A 17,244-nucleotide genomic window follows, 5' to 3' on the forward strand; every position below is an offset into this window, starting at 1 on the left:
CCTGCTCGCGATAGCGGTGTGTCAGTCAACATCTCAGTTGCCTGACACACCGCTATCGCGAGCAGGCTCACTCCTACAGACTTTGGCAGCACTATGAAGGTGCGGCGCATAACACAACAGATTCACCTGAAACGATAAAAACCATATCAGCACGCGGCAGAACGCCGCAGGCAGCACTTCAATCTGATCCGCACAAATGAACAATTCCTGAGTCTGTTTTGTTTCCGGCGGGATTTCTACAGTGGGCGACATGCCAGTCCGGGTGGTCTGGCAAGACTTTGCAACCGTGGAAGCATTGACCATGAGCACAGCAACAATCGGACAGGCCTATAACTACAAGGTCGTCCGCCAATTCGTCGTGGCAACCGTGGTTTGGGGTGTCGTGGGGATGGCGATGGGGGTGTGGATCGCCTCGCAACTGGTGTGGCCGCAGATGAACCTCGACCTGCCATGGACAACTTTCGGCCGCTTGCGCCCGCTGCACACCAGCCTGGTGATTTTTGGCTTTGCTGGCAGCGCGCAATTCGCCGCAAGCTACTACGCGGTGCAGCGCACCTGCCAGGTGCGACTGTTTTCGGACAGGCTAGCGGCATTCACTTTTTGGGGCTGGCAGTCGGTGATTGTGGTGATGCTGATCACCCTGCCGCTGGGCTATACCACCACCAAGGAATACGCCGAGATCGAATTCTCCGGCGCGGTATGGATGACGGTGGTCTGGATCGCCTACGCCATCGTGTTTTTCACCACCGTGGTGCAACGCAAGACCAAGCACATCTACGTCGGCAACTGGTTCTTCGGCGCGTTCATCGTGGTCATCGCGATGCTGCACGTGGTCAATCACCTGGCGATTCCGGTGGACTGGTTCAAGTCCTATCCGGTGTATTCCGGGGCGACCGACGCCATGGTGCAGTGGTGGTACGGGCACAACGCAGTGGGTTTCTTCCTGACCACCGGGTTTCTGGGGATGATGTATTACTTCGTGCCGAAACAGGTCGGGCGCCCGGTGTATTCCTATCGGCTGTCGATCGTGCACTTCTGGGCGCTGATCACCCTGTACATCTGGGCCGGCCCGCACCACTTGCATTACACCGCGCTACCAGACTGGGCGCAGTCGCTCGGCATGGCGATGTCGCTGATCCTGCTGGCACCGAGCTGGGGCGGAATGATCAACGGCATGATGACCCTCTCGGGTGCCTGGCATAAATTGCGCACCGACCCGATCCTGCGCTTTTTGGTGTTGTCCCTGGCCTTCTACGGCATGTCGACCTTCGAAGGGCCGATGATGGCGATCAAGACGGTCAACGCCCTCTCCCACTACACCGACTGGACCATCGGCCACGTTCACGCCGGCGCTCTGGGTTGGGTGGCAATGATCACCTTCGGCTCGCTCTACCACATGATCCCGAAAGTCTTCGGCCGCGAGCAGATGTACAGCACACCACTGATCAACCTGCACTTCTGGCTGGCGACCATCGGCACCGTGCTGTACATCGCCTCGATGTGGGTCAACGGCATCACCCAGGGTTTGATGTGGCGCGCGATCAACGACGACGGCACGCTGACCTACTCGTTCGTCGAAGCCTTGCAGGCCAGCCATCCAGGGTTCGTGGTGCGCTTCGTCGGTGGGGTGTTCTTCCTTAGCGGCATGTTGCTGATGGCTTATAACGTCTGGCGCACGGTGCGGGTTTCGGACGTCGAAATGGCCCACCGCGAAGCGCAGATTGCCTGAGGCAAGGGGCTTGAGATGATTGAGGTCGTGCTGAATGTGTTAGGCGTCGTGGGGCTTTGGCTGGCGGTTGAATACTGCCTGAAACACCAGACCGCAGAGAGTCTGGATGAAGCCAGTTTGATTCCGTTTGCCGATGACCCGGAAGTGGCGCGGCGGGTGGCATTGGCGACGGGCAAGACGGTGAAGGCGGTGGAGCCGGAAGAAGCGAAACCCGGCTGGGGCAACCTGGAAATCTGACGCCACGCCGATCAATGTGGGAGCGAGCTTGCTCGCGATGGGGCCATAACATGCAACATCTATGTTGACTGTTACACCGCCATCGCGAGCAAGCTCGCTCCCACAGGGGTCTGCGCCAGCTTTAGAGAATTCAGCTACGCTCGCGGGGAATCAGGCTCTGCAACTGCTGCGCTAAAAAGCTCGCATCGAACGCAAAGGTATCCGGGTCTTTCAAGCCGTTGGTCTTGCGCCATTGCCAGCTACTGGACGGCGGCAGGCACACCAGCGAAATGCTGCCATAGCGCGCGGCCGTCAGGCCCATCACGGCCAGTGAAATCTGACCACCGGCGCCCATCACATCCGGCACAAACTCCACCGGTTTACCGGCAATCACAATCGTCAGCTTCTCGGTCTTGAAGGTCGACGTTTCGACCGGAACGCTCGGCCCCGAGGCGACATACGCCTCGCGACTCACCTCCAGCAGATTCGGCGCCTGGACCGGTTCCAGCCATTGCTGGATCTGATCGAACAGCTCACCAATACGCGTCGCCCACACGGCCGATTGCGACTCGAACAGTTGCTTCTTGTGCGCTTCGCTTTCTGCGTAATGGCGAAGCATCTCACCCAGTTGCTGTACGTCGTCCATTGCGGTGTTCCTTTGTTGAAGCGGTGCTGCGGAATTCAATCATGGCAGATGCCAGCCACCGGCGTACGACAAAGCGGCCGTGTGGGTGCCAATTAATGAGGGATGAAAACGACGAGCGGTTACTTTTTAACGGGTTGATCCCCTTCTACCTGTCAGATGTGACAGTAGCCGACGTTCGCACATTGGTGTCTGATGATTCGACAGTTGATGTAACCAGAAAACTCTCTGCCCACAGCCAAGGATTGCCGCTCATGAGCAACCAAACTTTAAAGATAGACAGAGTGATGATATTGGGGTGGACGCCGCCGGTCATTCATCCGGACAATCCCGAGGGTGGCATCGGCCTTTCCCTTGTCACACCTGCCGGCGTTCGAGTGTTGGTCGATCCTTGGCTTAACATGGGCGAATATGACACCGCAGAGCTATTGCTCAATGACCTGCCCACGTCTGTCGCCTCCAAAACTATCCAGGCGGACGAGGTAGACAAAAGATTCACGCTGGATCTGCCCGGCGGGTATCTGCAGAACGGTATCAACCGGATTCGCTTGAGAGTCAAACGGACCAGTCAGCCACCGGAAACATCGGATGACCTTGTCGCTCTGTTTAACACCCCTCGCCCTGGCGGCGAAGTAACGGGATCCGGGGACAATCCTAACCTTGTAATGTCACTCCCGGCCGATGTTATTAGCAAGGGTGTGGATGCCGACCGCGCCGCCCAAGGGGTAGATATCACCCTCAAATACCCTTACATGCGAGCGCACGACAAAATCACTCTCGATTGTGATGGCCACACCGTTCTTCATACAGTGACAGCGGCACAAGCAACTGCCGGCACAATAGTGTTGAAGCTGTTCGCAGATGCGTTCAAAAACGATAATCCTCGTTTCGCCATGCGCTTGCGGAGCGTCGATCAAATCGGAAACTCTACCGGCCCGCAGGCGATTTGGTCAAAAACGACTTATATCGATGTGCACCTTAAACGACCGGTTCTGGATCTGAAACCGCCCAAAGTGCTTGAAGCCTTTGGCAGTAACGGGACAGTGCTGACGTTTGATGACATGTATTCTGCCGACTATGCCCGAGTGCAGGTCGCCTATACCGGTTCGTTCACCGGACACACCGTTAAAGTGTATTGGCAGGGCCGAAATTCCACTTATGGCAGTGAGACTCAAGCGATCGGACAACCCGGGCAAACCCTGACATTCCTGATCCACCGACTGGACGTAATCGACTGTATCGGCAGCGGCGCCAAGGTGTTTTACACCGTTCTACATTCTGGAATCCCGGACCCGATCGAGTCGCGCCCCTTAAACCTCACCGTGACCCCGCAGAGATTCAACCTGCCAGAGCCAACACTGTCGTCGGACAAACGCACTGCAACAGTCAGTTACGTCGGCATGACCACGGGTTATACCGTACGCATTGCCTGGCATGGAAAAGTCACGCGTTATGGGCCCGAGACGCCCATCACCAGTACCTCTCAGATGAGACTTTCGATTGACCCGGCCTGGATTGCTGAAAGTGCAGGACTGCCCGTGCGTGTCAATTACACAGTCCTTCGCACCAGCAGTGGTGATCGCTTAATGTTTTCGTGGGTATTGCGCCTGCGAGTTTAGTCGCGAACCAACTTCAGGGACCGCATCAACACATTGAGTCTTTCATAAGTAACAAGGAGTGCATTATGAACCGCCCTGCCTGGCTGTTGCTTGGCGCTGGACTATTGCTCTGCAACTTCTCAAATCTGTACGCTGCCTCGAAAACAACCAGTACACCCAGCAGCCCAACAACTATCACCACACAGCGTTGCGCAAGATATATTGAAACCGCCGAATGGTTTCGCCGGGACCATGAATGGTCTATTGCAATCACCCCAACACTTTGTGCCAGAGAAACCCAGCCAGAACAAACGCCTTACTTATGGGATGAGCTGACGCGTGACTATTCCAACAGCAGGTATTGGAAAAACACCCATGGCTTGAGACACCAATTGATTTGCCATCTGGCCATCGCACGAGACAAACCTCAATGGATCCTGGAACCATGGAGACCTGACGTCGGCTACGAAAAAACCCTGGCCGCCGGTTGCAACCATGTTATTCCCCTGCCCGAAAAAGCCCCCTGATATTTGGCGAATCTTAAAACATCGCGCCCTTATCAACAGGGCCTTTTATCGCTTAAAGAAAGTTTAAAACGCTGATAAACAGTGGAGCACACCTCATGAAAAACATACCACTTGCGCTACTTATCTCATTCATTTTTGGCTGTGCTCAAATCGACAGGCATTCGACTCTGGAGGTCAATACAACCGGCAACTTACACGCTGCCATGACGGGACCAGAAGTTGTGAATCTGCTGACCGACCTTTACAACCGAACGTTCCCAAACTGTCACAACTCGGCTACTTCACCGGCATTTCTGTGTTCGGGAATCACACTCCGAGTCACTGATAAAAGGCCTGGTGAAACGCATCATGTCTGGAACCCGAGCCCGACGTCCGTCAAGAGCGGTGGTGTTTCATTTTCTTATTTAAGAGCGGATGCAAATATAGGACGACTGGCGTGGGGTAAAAACAACGGTTTCATGTTGTACCCCATCTTTGGTGCACCAGTGGACAAGATCGACCTTGATTATCTTTGCTCCTTTCCCATCGACGGCTGGACCTGGACTCGAACCACGCCTTGCGGCCATCACGCCTCGTTTCCCTCTCAAAGCCAGCGTTGCCGCAGCGCCGGTGTGACCACAGCGGAACAATGGAAAAGTGTCTGGAGTAGTTCACCGAGCAATCAACAAATCCGACAATGCGGTTTCGATGTGTCGGAAGCGACAGGCAAACCGGCTTCAGTTCCGTTCTATCAATCGGTACGGGCAAGAGGGATGTTAGGCGCTGATGGCCTGAACGAACAAAACGAAATCGTCATCAGGACCTGGTCGCAGAATCTCCAAAATACCCTGCCACTCATGGCCTTCTTTTTTATCGCAGGAGGAGACAATGCCGGTCTTGCGGAAGCCCGAGGCAATCAGAAAGACTTCCACGACTCAACCACCGCCAGGATCTGGGTTCCTGTGATCAGGCTCATACCGCCTTCAACCATGAACGGTAAGGCGGGTTTTCAGTACGTTGCATCGGATCAATTGGTCCTCCCCTGACGCCTGGAAACCAACCGCCCTGAAGCTCCCGCTTCAGGGCTTTGTGCACCAAACCGCACAACCCTCTGGCGTCATCTACCCAAAACAAAGGACACTCTCGCGACTCACATAATGGGAGAGCATGATGCGCACCATCGGCCTTATCGGCGGCATGAGCTGGGAGTCCAGCGCCGAATATTACCGTCTCATCAACCAACAGGTACGCGACCGGCTCGGGCCGTTGCGCTCGGCGAAATTGCTAATGTACAGCGTCGACTTTGGCCCTGTCGAACAGGCCCAGCATGCCGGGCGCTGGGACGATGCGGCGGCGATTCTGGTGGACGCGGCGCAACGGCTGCAGGCGGGTGGTGCCGATTGCGTGGTGCTGTGTACCAACACCATGCACAAAGTGGCCGGGCAGATTCAGGCGGCGATCGACATTCCATTCCTGCACATCGCCGACCCGGTCGGTCAGGCTGCCGTCGAGGCTGGCGCGCTGAAGATCGGATTGCTCGGCACAGCGTTCACCATGGAGCAGGACTTCCTCAAGGAGCGCCTGATTTCAATGGGGCTGACCGTGCTGGTGCCGGAGGCCGATGAACGTCAGGCCGTCCACCGGATCATCTATGACGAGTTGTGTGTCGGGGTGATCAGCGAGGCGTCACGCAAGGTCTATCAGCAGGTCATCGAATCGCTGACCCGACGTGGCGCCCAGGCGATCATCCTCGGTTGTACGGAAATCGGCCTGCTGATCAAACCCGAGCACAGCGCCCTGCCCTTGCTCGACACCACCGAACTGCATGCGCAGGCGGCGGTGGCGTTCGCCTTGGGCGAGTGACTCAACCGGCCTTGGGCGTGCGACGCAGCCGCGCCATGCTCAAGGCATCCACCAGCACGCCGTCACGCACGGCGTAGTCGCGAAACAGCCCTTCGGTGTCGAAGCCGAATTTGCGATATGGCGAGAGTCAGTGTGGGAGCGAGCCTGCTCCGGGCGGCGTTCCGACGAAGGCAGTTTTTCAGTCACATCAATGCCGGATTTGCCGACGCTTTCGCGAGCAAGCTCGCTCCCACATTTTGGACGGCGGTCAGGCTTCGAACCACTCTCGTCGCTCTTCGAAGGTGTTCTGGATCAGCTCGACGATCATCTGCACCTGCGCTTGCCCCTCGGACTCGGCATTGACCGCCATCCACACCTGACGCTGCATCGGTTGACTGAACAGCCCCGGCAACTCAACAAGGCCGCGGTCGAAGCGGCTGATGTAGCCGGGCAGCAGGCCAATGCAGGCGCTGCAACGGATCATCTCCAGCATCAGTTGATAGGAATGTAACTGCACCACCCCGGCCAGGCGCTGGTCCACGAGGGTATTCCACGGCCGAAAACAGTCGACCTGATGGTCATACTGCCATTGCACCAGCAGGAAATCCGCCAGGTCATCGAGGCTGTCAGGGCGGGACGCGACCCGTGAATACCGTTTGGCAATGTGGGGCAGGTAGTCGAGCCGCGCCAGACGCCGGGGCTCGCTGACAGCAAAACTCGGGCCCGGAAGCGGTGAATCGGTGCCGGCCAGCCACAGCACTACATCGGCACTGACCGCTTGCAGGGAGAGTTCGCTGTCCAGGGTGATGACGTCCAGGCGCACGCTGGCGTTGCGCCGCAACAAGGCAACCAGATCGCGACCGAGAATGTCATGCAGGATCGACTCGGCAACGGCCAGGCGAATCAACGGCTGTTCGATCACCGGCAAATCGCGCTCGTGGGCCAAAGCAATCAACTGCGATTGCAGCTGCAATCCGTCACGACTGAGGGCAACGCCATTCTCTGAGTGGCTGAATAGCGAACACTGCAGGTGCGCTTCAAGCTGCGCCAATTGTTTGCGCAGCTGGGTAGCCTTGATGTTGAGACTGCGGGCTGCCTGCATGAAACAGCCGCAACGGGCACTGACCCGAAAAGACTGCGCCAGCACCGGATCGATGCCTGCCGCCAGTGTGCGCCAGGATGAAGTTTTTTCTACGGGCGAGCGGTACTTGGCAACTTGCTGATGACCTGTGGTTTCCATGAATGGCATCGCTGACTCCCTGTCGATCTGTCCTTGAAAGCCTCATCCTGCGCAGGGTTTATGAACCTGATGTGACGCTCAGGGTAGAAAATCGATTCAGCCTCCGGGGGTTTGCCGGAAACTCACCGCGAGGCGATTCCAGCTGTTGATCGTGGTGACGGCGATAGTCAGGTCGACCATCTCGCCTTCGCTGAACTGCTCCCGGGCCTGCACGTAGACCTCGTCCGGCACATGGCTCTCAGAGAGCAAGGTGACGGCTTCGGTCCAGGCCAGCGCCGCACGTTCTCGCGGGTTGAAGAAGCCGCTGTCGCGCCAGACCACGATCGAATACAACCGACGGTCAGTCTCGCCCAGGCGCCGGGCATCCACCGAGTGCATGTCGGTGCAGAAGGCGCAGCCATTGAGTTGCGAGGCACGGATCTTGATCAAGTGCAGCAAGGCCGGCTCGATGCTGAGGTTGCTGGTCAAGGCCTCCATGGCAATCATCGCTTTCATCGCTTTGGGCGATGCGCTGTAGTAATCCAGGCGGGCGTTCATGGAGTGACCTCGTGGATCGAATATGTACCCCTCAAGGTAGGCGTTGATACGCAGGCGTTACAGATCCAATTCTACGAAATACCCGTGGACCACTCAGGCACCAGACCAATCGGAGGTTTTTCGCCCACGCAACTTTTGTGCAGGCGCGCATGCGGGTAATCTGGCCCGACGCACACGCGCGTCAATCGCCCCAGGAGCTTCGCCGGTATGGAACTTCACGTTGTCATCAACGGCCGCAAGGACCTGGCAGGCCAGTTGTATAGCCAACTGCGCAGCGCCATCGAATCCGGCCGTCTGGCAGCCGGGACGCAGCTACCGCCCAGTCGTTTACTCGCTGAACAACTGGGCATTTCCCGCAAGACCATTTCCGACACTTACACGCAACTGACCTACGAAAACTTCCTCACCGGGGTCATCGGCAAAGGCACCTACGTCAATGCCCGGCCGGCGAAAATCACCCGTAAACAGAGCCATTCGGAGTTGGCCAGTGCCGAGGTCATCGAGTCCTGGCGCAACCTGCCGGTGTTCCTGCGCCATCCGACGCTGGAAGGCTCGTTACGCTACGACTTCATCGGCGGCGCCACCAGCAAGGGCCAGTTCCCCCAGGATGACTGGCGGCGCTGCACCGCTCACGCCTTGCGCCAGATCGCCGCTTCCAAGGGTTTCTACAGTCTGCCCGAAGGCCTGCCGGCGCTGCGCAATGCGATCGCCCGACACATCGCGTTTTCCCGCGGGGTCAATTGCCAGGACGAAGACGTGGTGGTGTGCAACGGCGCACAACAGGCGCTGGACCTGATCTCCCGGGTACTCACGCGTCCCGGCAGCATTGTCGCCATGGAAGACCCTGGCTATCCGCCCGCACGCCTGTTGTTCGGCACCCACGGCGCCACGGTGATCGGTGTACCGGTGGATGCCGAAGGCATTCAGGTGGACAAGATCCCCCTTGGCACCCGGCTAATCTACGTCACGCCGTCCCACCAGTTCCCGCTCGGCATGCCGATGAGCCAGGCGCGCCGGGTGGCGCTGCTGGAGCGGGCCCATGAGTTGGGCGCGATCATCATCGAGGACGATTACGACAGCGAATTCCGCTACGAAGGCCGACCCACCGACTCGCTGCAAAGCATGGACGAACGCGGCATCGTCGCCTACGTCGGGACCTTTTCCAAAACCCTTCTGCCCGAGCTGCGCCTGGGTTATGCGATCCTGCCGCCAGCGATTCTCGACGCGGTCATTCGCGCCAAGCAGCTCACCGACCTGCACACCTCCACCCTGCCCCAATGGGCGCTGGCCAAGTTCATCGCCGCAGGCTGTCTGCTCAAGCACATCCGGCGTTGCCATACGATCTATGCCGGGCGTCGTGAGCGGATCCTCGCGCGCATGGCCGGCGATCTTTCACCGTGGCTCGAGGCGGTTCCGACCACCGCCGGGTTCCACATGGTGGTTATGTGCAAAGTGTCTATCGATATTCCATTGGTGATCGAACTGGCCAAAAAAGTCGAAGTCGGTGTGTATCCCATCGACAGCTTTTTCTATCAGCAAGCGCCGCAGGCCGGGCTTTTCCTCGGTTTTGGCGCCATCGAAACCCTCGACATCGACATCGCCCTGGACCGCCTGCGGGACATTTTGCAGCAAGTCGCCTGACAGATTGGTCTGCGTCTTTATCCCGCGATTGGCTATTGGTGGTCCGGGGATGCAGGCCTATCCTGCATAAGCGTTATCCCTCAATGAGCAGGATTTCGTCCGGCCTGATTCAGGAGTGTGAGCAATGTCCAACGAAGTGATCAATACCGTTAAGGTGCAGGCCGCCGCCGGCTGCTCGGACGAACTGGGCAAGCAACTGCAAAAAATTGTCGACACCCTGCGCGAACTGCCGGGCTGCGATTCCTATATGGTCGACCGCTGCCCCGAGGACGACAACCGCTGGACTGTCAGCGCCCGCTGGCAATCGGAAGCGGCCATGCAAATGCATTTCAACTGCCCTGAAGTACAAGGCTTTATCGGCCTGATCGACAGCCGCCTGGCCAACGCCGTCGATTTCAACAGCTTTCCTATCGTTTAAAAATTAGGTCGCCGTCTTCGGCCACTGCTACAGGGCAATGGGTACCCCTGCAGGAGTGGCTAGAGACGGCGATCTTGTTTGTTCAACGCGCATGATTGGTCCCCTCGCCTTCACGAGAATTGGCTGTTTGATTGGCCTTGGCCGAGACTTACTGTGGTCCCTGACATCTAACCACAGCAGGTGATAACCAATGAATGCCTTCCGCTACTGTGCTGCGCCCCTCGCCGCCCTGGCCCTGACCCTGACCGTTTCCGCCGCGGCATTAGCCCACGACCCTTCGGAAAAAGTCACGGTGTTGCAGGACCAGATGCTGAAAAACGTGCCGGGTAAAAAAGCGCTGATGATCGAAGTCGATTACAAACCCGGCCAATCGTCGATCGCCCACAAGCACGAGGGCACGACGATGGCTTACGTTATTTCTGGTTCGATCGTTTCTCAAGTGAAAGGCGAGCAACCGAAGACCTACAAGGCCGGCGAGTATTGGTACGAACCGGCCGGATCGGAGCATCTGGTCTCGAAAAATGCCAGTACCACCAAACCCGCTAAACTCTTGGTGTTTATGGTGTTAGCGCCCGACGAAAAAGTATTGATCCCTTTGGAAAACTGATAGCTGTCGCGCCAGCCATAAATAAACAGGCTCGAATTAAGCAATCGGGCCTTTTTATTTCCCGGCGTAATTAACCGGCGTCTTTTAAACCAAACAAAACTAGTAACCACCCGGCAAGCGCGGTGATTGGCTATTTCTTTGAGCAACGACAGGTTTAGTCTGGAATTTCCGCCGACTGTGTCCGGCTTATTAACTTTCCGACTCAAGTTGTTTCACGGGAGAAACACCATGAAACTTGCACTTGTCAGCACCATGACGATAACAGTTCTTTTAACAGGATGTTCAATACCCACTGCACCGAAGGCTGTTTCTTCGCTCGACGGCATTTTCACCGAGCCGGTGGGCCGCAGCAGTGCCACGCGTGTCACCAATGGCAGCAACGTGTCCCTGGGCATCGTCTACAGCCGCAACACTCAGACCAACCGCGCCTACCTTCAGGATTACCAGGCCAACGCCGGCACCGGTTTCGGCCAGAGCCTGCTGGTGCAGTCGATTCACGACGCCTACGTTGCCACCTCCAAACCGGACATGGCGGTGGACTGGGTCAAAGCCTCCTTGCAACGTCAGTTTGGCTCGGTGACGGTGTATCCGGACATGCAAAGTCTCAGGGCCGCTAAACCGGACGTGGTCGCCATTGTCGACACGCGCAGTCAATTGATGACATCGCGCAGTTCGGACATCAGCGCGAATGTCAGCGCAGCGTTCTACGATACCCACTTCAACTACATCGGCACTGCGCAAGGGCATGATGCTAAAGAACTGAGTCCGGTATGGGCGGACTATAAACGCAGCGAAGAGATAGTTTCCGATATTAACGAACAACAGAATGTGCAAGTTCGGGCCTTGCAAAAGTTTGACCAGTCGCTCAGTAATTTATTGACCAGACCGACAGATAAAGTGTCGATGATCGATAGCACAACAGGTCAGAAGTTGTATTAAGGCCAATGGCCCCATCGCGAGCAAGCTCGGCTCCCACAGGATTTGTGTTGAACACATAACATGCACACGACACAAAACCTGTGGGAGCCGAGCTTGCTCGCGATGGGGCCCAACCAAACGCCACAAAAACATCAGACAAAAAAAAGCCCCGCCTCTTTCGAGACGGGGCTTCTTCATTCAGCGCCTGATCAGGCAGCCGGCTCCAACTCAGCGCTGGCAGTAACAGCGACAGCGGCAGGCACTACCGCTTGACCGCTCAACGCCAGATCCAGCAACTCACGGTTGGCCACCGCATACATGGCGTAATCAGTGCCGCTGGCGGCACGGATTTCTACCAGCATGGCGCGCCAGCGTTCGATCATGCCTTCGTGCTCCTCCATCCACAGCTCCAGACGGGTTTCCACGTCTTGAGTGCCGTCGCCCTGTTGCAGGACGGAGATGGTGATCGCACGTTGTTGCCAGTCGACGTCATCGCGGAACGCTTCACGGGCCAGGGCCTGCCAGTTGTTTTCAACCGGCAGAGCGCTGATCTGTTGCAGGTACCAGGTGATGTCCAGCGCGCTGCCCACGGCGAAGTAAGCCTTCGCCACGTCCGCAGGGTTCTGGCCAGTCACGTCGGAGGCTTCGATGATCGGCAGCAAGGTGTACAGGTGCGAAGTGCCAGCGACCATGCGTGCAAGCAACTCCGGCACACCGGCTTCGACGTACGCTTCATAACGAGCCTGCCAGTTCTCGTGGATTTCGCCACTCAGCAGTTCGTCGAGCTTGAGACCCAACTCCTTCAGATGCGGACCGAAGTGCGCGACATCACGGGCAGCGTTCTGCTCGTTGCGACGAGCACGCAGGAACCAGCGCGTAGCGCGACGGCCCAGACGCATCAGCTCATCCATCAGCTCCAGTTGCACGTCAGCGGAAACCTGGTAATCCAGGGCTTCTATCTGCCGGAACCAATGCGGGAGGTGGAAGATATCCCGAACAATTACATATGCACCCGCAACATTCGCCGGGCTCATGCCGGTCGACTCTTTGAGTCGTTGAACGAAGGTGATGCCCATGTGGTTGACCAGATCGTTGGCGATCTGGGTGCTGACGATTTCGCGCTTCAGACGGTGACGGCGCATGGCCTCGGAGAACTTGCTCACCAGGGTCGGCGGGAAAGCGGTTTCCATGTCGCGCGTCAGGTAATCGTCGTCCGGTACCTGAGAATTGAGCAGCGCTTCCTTGAGGTCGATCTTGCTGTAGGAAATCAGCACCGACAGCTCGGCACGGGTCAGGCCATGGCCTTCCGCGAGGCGCTCGTTGATTGCCTCTTCAGCCGGCAGGAACTCGATGGCGCGATCCAGCTTGCCGCGGCCTTCCAGATCGTTCATCAGACGTTTGTATTCGGCAATCCGCACGAAGGCACGGCGTGCTGCCAGGGACAAGGCCTGAGTCTGCTTGTAGTTGTTGCCGAGCACCAGGTTGCCGACTTCGTCGGTCATGCTCGCCAGCAACTGGTTACGTTGCTTGTCGGTCATGTCACCGGCATGAACCACTTCGTTCAGCAGGATCTTGATGTTTACTTCGTGGTCGGAGCAGTCCACACCACCGGCGTTGTCGATGAAGTCGGTGTTGGAACCGCCGCCATTGAGGCCGAATTCGACACGACCCAGCTGGGTCATACCGAGGTTGCCGCCCTCGCCCACGACTTTGCAGCGCAGTTCGTTGCCGTTCACGCGCAGTGCATCGTTAGCCTTGTCGCCCACATCGGCGTGGCTTTCGCTGCTGGCTTTGACGTACGTACCGATACCGCCGTTCCACAACAGATCCACCGGTGCCTTGAGCAAGGCATTCAGCAGTTCGGTCGGGGTCAGCTTGTCAGCCTGAATGTCGAAGCGCTCTTTCATCTGCGGGGAAATCGCGATGCTTTTCGCGCTACGGGAGAAGATCCCGCCGCCTTCGGACATGATGCTGGTGTCGTAATCCGACCAGGCCGAACGCGGCAGGTCGAACAGGCGCTGACGCTCGGCGAAGCTGTTGGCCGGCTCCGGGTTCGGGTCGATGAAGATGTGCAGGTGGTTGAACGCTGCGACCAGTTGCAGCTTGTCGGACATCAACAAGCCGTTACCGAACACGTCACCGGCCATGTCGCCGACGCCGACCACGGTGATGTTGTCTTCTTGAACATTGATGCCGCGTTCGCGGAAGTGACGTTGTACGCCAACCCACGCGCCCTTGGCGGTGATGCCCATTTTCTTGTGGTCGTAACCGGCCGAGCCGCCCGATGCGAACGCATCGCCGAGCCAGAAGCCGTAGTCGATGGCGATACCGTTGGCGATGTCGGAGAAGGTTGCAGTGCCCTTGTCCGCTGCCACTACCAGGTACGGGTCATCGTCGTCATGACGCACGACGTTGGCCGGCGGTACCAGCGCACCGTCTTTCAGGTTGTCGGTGATGTCCAGCAGGCCCGAGATGAAGATGCGGTAGCAGGCGATGCCCTCGGCCGCGATCTCGTCACGGCTGCCGCCCAGTGGCAAGCGACGCGGCAGGAAACCGCCCTTGGCGCCCACTGGCACGATGACCGAGTTCTTCACTTGCTGGGCTTTTACCAGGCCCAGGACTTCGGTGCGGTAGTCTTCTTCACGATCAGACCAGCGCAGACCACCGCGAGCAACGTTGCCGAAGCGCAGGTGCACGCCTTCGACGCGTGGCGAGTAAACGAAGATTTCGAACTTCGGTACTGGCTTCGGCAGCTCTGGAATCTGGTGTGGGTTGAACTTGAAGCTGAAGTAGGACTTGTTCTGACCGTGCGCGTCGGTCTGGTAGAAGTTGGTCCGCAGGGTGGCCTTGATCAGGTCCAGGTAGCGACGCAGGATACGGTCTTCGTTCAACACCTGGACGTCGTCCAGTGCGCTCAGAATCGCGTGTTCCAGACGTTGCTGCTTGTCTTCCAGATCGTCAGTACCAAGCTTGCGGGCCAGGTAGAAACGGGTTTTGAACAACCGGGTCAACTCGCGAGCGATGTCGGTGTGGTTGTTCAGGGTGCTGGCGATGTAACCCAGGTCGAAGCCCAGGCGAATCTGCTTCATGTAACGGGCGTAGGCACGCAGCAGCGCAACATCGCGCCATGGCAAGCCGGCGGTCAGCACCAGGCGGTTGAACGCATCGTTCTCGGCATCGCCGCGCACGATGTGGACGAACGCGTCCTGCAAGGTGTCGTTGAGTTGCTGAATGTCGAGTTCCAGGCCTTCAGCGGCGGTGAACGCGAAATCGTGAATCCAGAACTCGCGGCCACTGTTGTGACGCAGGCGATACGGGAACTCACCCAGCACGCGCAGGCCAAGGTTTTCCAGGATCGGCAACACGTCGGACAACGCCAGCGGGGTATCGGCGTGATACAGCTTGCAGTGCAGCTCGCGCTGACCGGAGACCTGACCCAGTGGCTGATAGAAGCTCATCACCAGCGGATTGGATTCTTTCAGGCTCAGCAGGTGCTGCATGTCGACCACAGCCGAATGCGCAGCGAAACGCTCGCGGTAACCGGCCGGGAAGCCTTTCGGGAAGTCGGCCAACACGTTGGTGCCGTGGGCTTCGCCGAAGGTTTCGACGGTCAGGGCCGAGTAGTCGTCCTGCCAGCTGCGGCAAGCCTGGATCACTTCGTTTTCCAGCTGCTGTGGGTCGATGTCCAGACGGTTTTTCGGATCGACACGCAGAATCAGCTGCACGCGGGCCAGCACGGACTCGGAGAAGAAGGTCCAGAACTCGCAGTCCGAGGCTTTCAGGCGATCCATCAGCACTTGCTGGATCTTCTGGCGCACTTCGGTGGAGTAGATGTCGCGCGGCACGTAGGCCAGGCAGTAGCAGAAGCGGCCGTACGGGTCTTTGCGCAGGAACACGCGAATCTTGTTGCGTTCCTGGATCTGCACGATCGACATCACGGTGGCAAACAGTTCGTCGACCGGGGTCTGGAACAGGTCGTCGCGCGGCAGCACTTCAACCACCTGGGCCAGTTCCTTGCCCAAGTGAGCCTTGGCCTGGAAGCCGGAGCGGCGTTCGATTTCTTCGACCTTGCGGCGGATGTACGGGATGACCCGCACGCTCTCGCCATACACCGAGGAGGTGTACAGGCCCATGAAACGGCATTCCTTGATGACGTTGCCGTCGGCGTCGATTTCACGGATCGACACGTAATCCGGGTAAGCCGGACGGTGTACACGGCTTGGGTGCGCAGCCTTGGCGAACGACAGCAGGGTCGGTTCGCGCAGGTAGTTCACGGCGTAGTCTTCGATGCGCAGGTCATCGTAGGTCAGGCCGGTGCGCAGCAATTTGGTCAGGCCGAGGAAGGAATCCTGGTCGTAGACGATGTGGCCGCCATCGGTTTCATCGCGAACCACGAACTCTTCATAGCCCAGGAAGGTGAAGTGGTTGCCCACCAGCCATTCCAGGAAGCTTTTGATTTCGGCTTTTTCTTGCGGATCAACCTTGAACTGGCTGTTGTCCAGGCCGGTGAGGATCTCCTGGACCTTGGCTTTCATCGGTTCGAAATCGGCGACCGCAACGCGGACTTCACCGAGAACCTGTTCCAGTTCCTTGCTCAGGACATTCAATTCGGCCGGGTTGGCGCAACGGTCGATTTCCAGGTACATCAACGACTCTTGCAGCACGTCGTCGCCCTGGGTGCCTTTCGGCAGGATTTCCAGCAGCTCGCCCTTGCTGCCGCGACGTACGCTCAGCACAGTGGTTTGCAGGGTATGGATGCTGTAGCCGCGACGGTTCAGCTCGGTGCGTACCGAGTCCACCAGGAATGGCAGGTCGTGGTGCAGCACTTCGACCGCGGTGTGGGTCGACTGCCAGCCGTGGCGTTCGTAATCGGGGTTGTAGACGCGCACTTGCGGTTGCGCGTGATCGAAGCGCTCAAGCAGGCGCCACGCAGAAAGGGTGCAGCCGGCGAGGTCGGACAACCGACGCTGGGTCAGCTCGTCCAGGGAAATGATGCCGAAAAATTGTTCCGCGAACAGCGCCACTTGTGGCAGTGCCTGTTCACTGATGTGCTGGGCCAGTGCCGCTCGCAGTTGGTGCTGGAAGTCGGCTTTGCTGGCTGCGGTGAAGAACGCCATCTGTGGTACTCCGCTTGGGCTTGTTATTGATGGAAGCGTCGCGTGCAAACCCCTTTCGGGGCGATCCGTCACCCTGTTCCTGATTCTCGGGCAGAGGAAACAGGGTGACAGGTGGGTGAAGCTGGACGAGACACTCAGGTCACATTCACCTTCCATGAATGGGCATCTGCAAAAACGACTGGGCAAGGTGCAGCGCAATGCCTTTACAGGTGCTCATCCGTTGCGCAGCTTA

General features: G+C 58.0%; 14 protein-coding genes and 1 pseudogene. 10 read left to right on the forward strand and 5 right to left on the reverse strand.

The genetic code is table 11. From position 1 onward, the window contains the following. Positions 1-301: 301 nt before the first annotated feature. Both ccoN and VD17_RS09450 read left to right on the forward strand, forming a co-directional pair. The gene (gene ccoN / locus VD17_RS09445; protein WP_046053645.1) at positions 302-1,729 is read left to right on the forward strand and encodes a cytochrome-c oxidase, cbb3-type subunit I; all 1,428 of its coding nucleotides are present in this window, start codon (positions 302-304) and stop codon (positions 1,727-1,729) included. 15 nt (positions 1,730-1,744) lie between these two features. Continuing rightward, a complete protein-coding gene (locus VD17_RS09450; protein ID WP_046053608.1) occupies positions 1,745-1,966 on the forward strand; it encodes a hypothetical protein in 222 nt (73 codons plus the stop codon). Positions 1,967-2,096: 130 nt separating this feature from the next. Here the strand turns inward: VD17_RS09450 and VD17_RS09455 are convergent, their stop codons facing one another. After that, positions 2,097-2,591, reverse strand: coding sequence for a hypothetical protein (locus VD17_RS09455; protein ID WP_046053609.1), 495 nt, complete (start codon positions 2,589-2,591; stop codon positions 2,097-2,099). Positions 2,592-2,842: 251 nt separating this feature from the next. Between VD17_RS09455 and VD17_RS09460 the strand changes: the two genes are divergently transcribed. From VD17_RS09460 to VD17_RS09470, 4 genes are all read left to right on the forward strand, one after another. Continuing rightward, positions 2,843-4,207, forward strand: coding sequence for a hypothetical protein (locus VD17_RS09460; protein WP_046053610.1), 1,365 nt, complete (start codon positions 2,843-2,845; stop codon positions 4,205-4,207). A 65-nt stretch (positions 4,208-4,272) separates the two neighbouring features. Beyond that, entirely contained in the window at positions 4,273-4,713 is a 441-nt protein-coding gene (locus VD17_RS31515) for a DUF2599 domain-containing protein (RefSeq protein ID WP_080931988.1), read from the forward strand. Positions 4,714-4,808: 95 nt separating this feature from the next. Further along, on the forward strand, positions 4,809-5,738 hold the full coding sequence (locus tag VD17_RS09465) for a hypothetical protein (RefSeq protein ID WP_046053611.1): 930 nt from the start codon (positions 4,809-4,811) through the stop codon (positions 5,736-5,738). Positions 5,739-5,862: 124 nt separating this feature from the next. Continuing rightward, entirely contained in the window at positions 5,863-6,555 is a 693-nt protein-coding gene (locus tag VD17_RS09470; RefSeq protein WP_046053612.1) for an aspartate/glutamate racemase family protein, read from the forward strand. Between the two features lies 1 nt (position 6,556). Here the strand turns inward: VD17_RS09470 and VD17_RS31520 are convergent. The 3 genes and pseudogenes from VD17_RS31520 to VD17_RS09480 form a co-directional block, all read right to left on the reverse strand. Beyond that, positions 6,557-6,673, reverse strand: a pseudogene (locus tag VD17_RS31520) (GNAT family N-acetyltransferase); the annotation flags it as partial. Positions 6,674-6,802: 129 nt separating this feature from the next. Further along, a complete protein-coding gene (locus VD17_RS09475; protein WP_046053613.1) occupies positions 6,803-7,783 on the reverse strand; it encodes a LysR family transcriptional regulator in 981 nt (326 codons plus the stop codon). Between the two features lie 87 nt (positions 7,784-7,870). Further along, positions 7,871-8,311, reverse strand: coding sequence for a carboxymuconolactone decarboxylase family protein (locus tag VD17_RS09480; RefSeq protein WP_046053614.1), 441 nt, complete (start codon positions 8,309-8,311; stop codon positions 7,871-7,873). A 207-nt stretch (positions 8,312-8,518) separates the two neighbouring features. Here VD17_RS09480 and pdxR point away from each other — a divergent pair, with 207 nt between their 5' ends. The 4 genes from pdxR (at position 8,519) to VD17_RS09500 (ending at position 11,916) form a co-directional block, all read left to right on the forward strand. Then, positions 8,519-9,952: a MocR-like pyridoxine biosynthesis transcription factor PdxR gene (pdxR, locus tag VD17_RS09485; protein WP_046053615.1), complete on the forward strand. Its 1,434-nt coding sequence runs from the start codon at positions 8,519-8,521 to the stop codon at positions 9,950-9,952. Between the two features lie 124 nt (positions 9,953-10,076). Further along, positions 10,077-10,370: a putative quinol monooxygenase gene (locus VD17_RS09490; protein WP_046053616.1), complete on the forward strand. Its 294-nt coding sequence runs from the start codon at positions 10,077-10,079 to the stop codon at positions 10,368-10,370. Positions 10,371-10,560: 190 nt separating this feature from the next. Then, on the forward strand, positions 10,561-10,977 hold the full coding sequence (locus tag VD17_RS09495) for a cupin domain-containing protein (protein ID WP_046053617.1): 417 nt from the start codon (positions 10,561-10,563) through the stop codon (positions 10,975-10,977). 228 nt (positions 10,978-11,205) lie between these two features. Then, positions 11,206-11,916: a hypothetical protein gene (locus VD17_RS09500; protein WP_046053618.1), complete on the forward strand. Its 711-nt coding sequence runs from the start codon at positions 11,206-11,208 to the stop codon at positions 11,914-11,916. Between the two features lie 188 nt (positions 11,917-12,104). On the opposite strand, the gene VD17_RS09505 is transcribed toward VD17_RS09500, so the two are convergent. Then, the gene (locus VD17_RS09505) at positions 12,105-17,012 is read right to left on the reverse strand and encodes an NAD-glutamate dehydrogenase (RefSeq protein ID WP_046053619.1); all 4,908 of its coding nucleotides are present in this window, start codon (positions 17,010-17,012) and stop codon (positions 12,105-12,107) included. Positions 17,013-17,244 lie beyond the last annotated feature (232 nt).

The sequence above is a fragment of the Pseudomonas fluorescens genome, from assembly GCF_000968015.1.
GTDB lineage: Bacteria > Pseudomonadota > Gammaproteobacteria > Pseudomonadales > Pseudomonadaceae > Aquipseudomonas > Aquipseudomonas fluorescens_W.